Below are 4,589 nucleotides of genomic sequence, written 5' to 3'. Positions count from 1 at the left end.
GTGCTGGCGGGTCCGGGCGCGAAGGTGGTGGGCGGGTGGCGGACAGGGCCGTCTGGATCATGTCGGCGAGGGTGGCGGGGCAGGCGGCCTCCAGGAGGCGGTCGCCGACCATCGACCACCAGGACCCCGTCCACTCCCCGTGCCAGGACGGGACGCCGGGGAAGCGGCGGGCCAGGGCCGCCTGGACCTGCTCGGGGTCGTGGTCCAGCCAGGCCGGGAAGGGGCCTGCGGCTGCGTTGTGCTCGTCGTGCATGGATCGGACCTCCGTTTTCCGATCGGGCCCCCGGCCCGGTGCCGTCCTCGTCGACGGCACTCGCGGACATGCATGCGCGGGGGGCTCACACCTGCGCCACCACCACCGCGAACCGGCCCGGACGGGCGGACGTGCGGCGGCGGGACGCCTCGGCAGACGTGCCCGGCCGGGCCGGGCCCGGCGGCGGCGAACGCCTCACCGGCACCCGGGGATGACGCCGGGGCACCGGTCACGCCGGTCGAAGCTGCGGGCGAGGAAGCGGAGGGACGGTGCGGACGTGAGGGGGCCGTCCCCCCGCTCACGACCTCACGGGTTCAGAACCGCGAAGACGACCTTGCCGGTGTTGCCGGACAGGGGACGCACGCCCCAGTAACGCGTGTACTGCTCGACGACGAACAGGCCGCGCCCGGACTCGCCGTCCAGGTCGGCCCGCTGCACGCGCGGCTCCTCCCAGTGGGAGTCCTGGACCTCCATCCAGAGCGAGCCGTCCTCGTTGTGCCCGAGCCGGAACGTGACGTCGTCCGGCCCGGTCGTGTGCCGGATCGCGTTCGTGACCAGCTCACTCGCGACCAGGCACGGGACGAAGTCGTCCACCCCGGACGGCGCCAGCATGAGCCGTATGAACCCCCGAACCTCCGCGACCGACCCGAGGTGGCGCTTGACCACCATCTCCGCATGCGTCGCCTCGATCATGCGCCCAGCTCCCATCACTGTGTGTGGTGAACAACACACATTCAGCCACTTTCGGAGCTACGATCGGCATGCCACAGCAAAGTGGCGACCAAGAGCACGGCCCCCGCCGTAGGTGCAAATTACCGGGAGAGGTAAGTGATCATGGCGGTACGGCGTCAGCGTCCCCAGGAATCCCCCGCCCTCGTCGCGCTCGGACGTCAGATGCGGCGGTTCCGCGAGGCCAAGACCATCAAGCAGGAGACGATCGCCAACCTGACGAAGGTCAGCCCCGCCCAGGTAAGCCGGATCGAGGCCGGTAAGAAGCGCGCGACCCGCTCCTACGTCGAGCTAGTGGACGACTACCTCGAAGCGGGCGGGGCGCTCATCAGCCTGTGGGCGGACCTGAACAAGGACGGCCATCCGGTTCCGATCTGGTTCGACTGGCCACAGGTCGAAGCCGACGCCATCGAGCTGGTCACATGGCAGCACACAATCGTCCCCGGCCTCTTGCAGACCGTCGACTACGCTCGCGCCTTTCTGAGCAATGACGAAGCCGTAGAAGCCCGCATCGCACGTCAAAGCATCCTCACCAGGGAAGAACCGGCCCCCACCATCCTCACTGCCCTCTTGAGTGAGGCCGTGCTCCACTACGCCATCGGCTCAGCCAAGGTGATGCAAGAGCAGGTTGCACACCTCATCGCCCAGAGCGAACTCCCGAACGTCGTCATCCAGGTCGTACGAAATAACTGGCGTCCAGCCGGAACGGGCGGCGCCTTCGTGGTGGCTACCATGGAGGACCGCAGCGAGGTGGCATATATGGAGACGGTCGTCCGCGGTATCACGACCGACAACCCGGCCGACCTGACGCCAATCTCAGCCGCACTGAGAGAGTTGCGAGCGAAGGCGCTCCCAGAGGACATGTCACGCGATGTGATGAGAGAGGCGCTTGAGAGATGGACCTAAGCAAAGCGACCTGGCGCAAGGCAAGCCGGAGCGGCGAGAACGGCGGCGACTGCGTCGAACTTGCCGCGCTTCCCGGCACGGTAGCCGTCCGGGACAGCAAGGACCCGGACGGGCCGGTTCTCCTGGCCCGCCCGTCCGTGCTGCGCGAGGCCGTCCGGGCCGCCTCGGACGCGCGCTGAGCAGAACTCCCCCTCACTCCCCTCGGCCGCCGGTGTGGACGACGGCGCCGACCACGAGCTTGCCGATGCCGTCGCGGTCGGCGTCGCGGCGCAACCGTTGACCATCGATGCACGGGGCGGTGGTTACGGTGCGAACGTAGTCGGCGTGGACGTGGATGCGGCGGCGCCGCACGTCGGGGTCGAGTTGCCCGTGTGGCGGTGACGGCTCCATTACGTTGGTGGACGTCTCGCAAGCACAGCGGCAAACGAAGGGACCTCCATGGCGTCGCAGCAGTTCGAACCGCCGTCGGGGACGCGGGACTTTCTCGCGACCGACCTCTATCAGCGTGAACGGGTCTTCGAGGCGGCACGGTCGGTGTTCACCCGGTACGGGTTCGAGCCGCTGCAGACCCCGGCGTTCGAGCGCCTGGAGACCCTGACCGGCAAGTACGGGGACGAGGGCGACAAGCTCATCTTCAAGATCCTCAAGCGTGGTGCGCACGAGGCGAGCGGCGAGGCGGACATGGCGCTGCGCTACGACCTGACCGTCCCGCTGGCACGGGTGGTCGCCGCGCACGGCAGCCGCCTCCCCACCCCGTACAAGCGGTACGCGATCGGGCCGGTCTGGCGGGCCGACCGCCCCGGCAAGGGCCGGTTCCGCGAGTTCACCCAGTGCGACATCGACATCGTCGGGTCGTCGTCGCCCCTGGTGGAGGCCGAAGTGGTGTGCGCGGGGGCGGACGCGCTCGACGCGATGGGCGTCCGGGACTTCACGATCCTCGTCAACAGCCGGCGGGCGCTGTCCGGCCTGATGCAGGTGTACGGCGTCGCCGCGGACCGGGCGGCGGGCGCGCTGATCACCCTGGACAAGCTGGACAAGCAGGAGCCGGCGTCCGTGGTCGCCGAGCTGGTGGAGGCGCGCGGCCTGGACCGGGGCATCGCCGGGGAGCTGGTCCGGGACGTCACCGCCGACGACGCCGTGGAGCGGATGCGCGCGGCGCTGAAGGACAACGCGGACGGCCGCGAAGGACTCGCCGAGGTGGACCGGCTGCTGGAGCTGGCGGGGCCGCACGTCGGCGCGGCACGCATCCGGTTCGCGCCGAACCTCGTGCGCGGGCTGGACTACTACACCGGGGCGATCTGGGAGGTGGTGTCGCCGGGGATGCCGGGCTCGATCGCGAGCGGGGGCCGGTACGACCACCTGATCCGGACTCTCGGCGGCCCGGACGTGACCGCGTGCGGGTTCTCGATCGGGGTCGAGCGCATCATCGGCGCACTGGGAGACGCCGACGATGGGACGGACCGTATCGACATTGCGGTCACGATCATGAACGACGACTACGCCACGGACGCCCTCGGTTTCGCGCAGGGGTTCCGGCGTGCGGGGTGGCGGGCGGAAGTCTTCCTCGGCACCAGCAAGAAGCTGGGCAAGCAGCTCAGATGGGCGGCCGACCGTCGCGCCCGGTTCGCCTTGCTGCAAGGCGACAGCGAGCACGCCGAGGAAGCGGTCACGATCAGAAACATGGAGACCGGCGACCAGCAACGGGTTCCGGTCACCGACCTCTTCACAGCCCTCGATTCCGAACTCAGGATGTAGGTGCACCTCGCACCGTCCGAGCATCGGAGGCAGGCATGGGAGCGCAAGGAGATCGAATCTTCGCCGCCGTGGCTGAGAGGGGGTTCCCTGACCCCTGGAACGCCTTCGGCGAACACCTGTCGTGGGAGGCCGCCTACGCCGTCCACCTCAAGGCGGCCATCGATGCGGCCCGCAAGGAGCCTGCTGGTCCGGCGGTCGAGGAGGCGCTGGCGCTGTTCGACCGCAAGGCCGCGAACCTTGAGGCGGCCTCGAAGCTGCTTGCAGAGGTCACCGCCGAGTACGATGCCTCCGGCATGTGGGCCGTCCTGGACGAGCGTGCGACCCGCCTCGACGTCGCGGACGTGTCCGAACGCTGGGCACAGGGACTGGTCACGCACCCGTTCCCGATCGCACTGCGGTCCCTGGAGTTCAACTGGGGCTACATGCGGGAACACGGCGTCAGGTCGTTCTACGAGATGACCGCCCGCTACGTCGCCGACCTCACCGAGAACACGGTGCGGTGGCGCGCGGCCTTCGAGGCCGAGCGCGAGAGCGGTGTCATCGACCGCATCACCACCGTCGAGGCCGATCTCGCGAGCGAGGAGGCCCCCATGCACTGCGACATCTGCAAGAAGACCATCACGGCGCTGTTGTACCTGGACGGGTAGGGCAAGGCCGGAGGCGCCCCTTGTGCGGCCCCTCCCGGAGGAACGAGCGGGCGGATGGCACCGGGCGCGACGGGCGGGGAGCCTTCGGCGGTTGGCCGGGGTGCGCCCGAGTGTCCATCACGGGGCGGGGGTGGTGAGGGGGTGGGGGCGGCCCGGCGGCCCCACGGCGCCTTCTCCCCACCCCACCTCCCCCGCCGGGGCCGTGGGCCCCGCAGCGGGGCGACGTCCCGGCGCGCCGGACCCGGCGGGCCCCGCGCCTGGACCGCGGGTTAGCTCCTCCACCTCGGGGTGGGGCATGG

Annotated in this window: 6 protein-coding genes and 1 pseudogene; 5 read left to right on the top strand and 2 right to left on the bottom strand. The window is 70.0% G+C overall.

The window, feature by feature from the left end:
* Together DMH08_RS38630 and DMH08_RS38625 are read right to left on the bottom strand one after the other, a co-directional pair.
* A pseudogene (locus tag DMH08_RS38630) lies at nt 1-253 on the bottom strand (hypothetical protein); the annotation flags it as partial.
* A gap of 306 nt (nt 254-559) precedes the next feature.
* A complete protein-coding gene (locus tag DMH08_RS38625; protein ID WP_125621192.1) occupies nt 560-946 on the bottom strand; it encodes an ATP-binding protein in 387 nt (128 codons plus the stop codon).
* A gap of 141 nt (nt 947-1,087) precedes the next feature.
* Here DMH08_RS38625 and DMH08_RS38620 point away from each other — a divergent pair, with 141 nt between their 5' ends.
* From DMH08_RS38620 to DMH08_RS38605, 5 genes are all read left to right on the top strand, one after another.
* Nucleotides 1,088-1,888, top strand: a complete 801-nt coding sequence (locus DMH08_RS38620) for a helix-turn-helix domain-containing protein (RefSeq protein WP_233618063.1) — start codon at nt 1,088-1,090, stop codon at nt 1,886-1,888.
* Complete coding sequence (locus DMH08_RS38615) at nt 1,879-2,067, top strand: DUF397 domain-containing protein (RefSeq protein ID WP_026404903.1); 189 nt, start codon at nt 1,879-1,881, stop codon at nt 2,065-2,067. Before DMH08_RS38620 ends, DMH08_RS38615 begins: the two co-directional genes overlap by 10 nt.
* 34 nt (nt 2,068-2,101) lie before the next feature.
* Nucleotides 2,102-2,269, top strand: a complete 168-nt coding sequence (locus DMH08_RS40655) for a hypothetical protein (protein WP_157433186.1) — start codon at nt 2,102-2,104, stop codon at nt 2,267-2,269.
* Nucleotides 2,270-2,326: 57 nt separating this feature from the next.
* The gene (hisS, locus tag DMH08_RS38610) at nt 2,327-3,643 is read left to right on the top strand and encodes a histidine--tRNA ligase (RefSeq protein WP_125621189.1); all 1,317 of its coding nucleotides are present in this window, start codon (nt 2,327-2,329) and stop codon (nt 3,641-3,643) included.
* A gap of 68 nt (nt 3,644-3,711) precedes the next feature.
* Nucleotides 3,712-4,290: a hypothetical protein gene (locus DMH08_RS38605; protein ID WP_199748222.1), complete on the top strand. Its 579-nt coding sequence runs from the start codon at nt 3,712-3,714 to the stop codon at nt 4,288-4,290.
* The last annotated feature ends 299 nt before the right edge of the window (nt 4,291-4,589 follow it).

Origin of the sequence: Actinomadura sp. WAC 06369, from assembly GCF_003947565.1 — a bacterium.
Taxonomy (GTDB): Bacteria; Actinomycetota; Actinomycetes; order Streptosporangiales; family Streptosporangiaceae; genus Spirillospora; species Spirillospora rifamycini.
The sequence above is the reverse complement of the archived record's forward strand: the minus strand, read 5'-3'. Positions and strand labels throughout refer to the sequence as shown.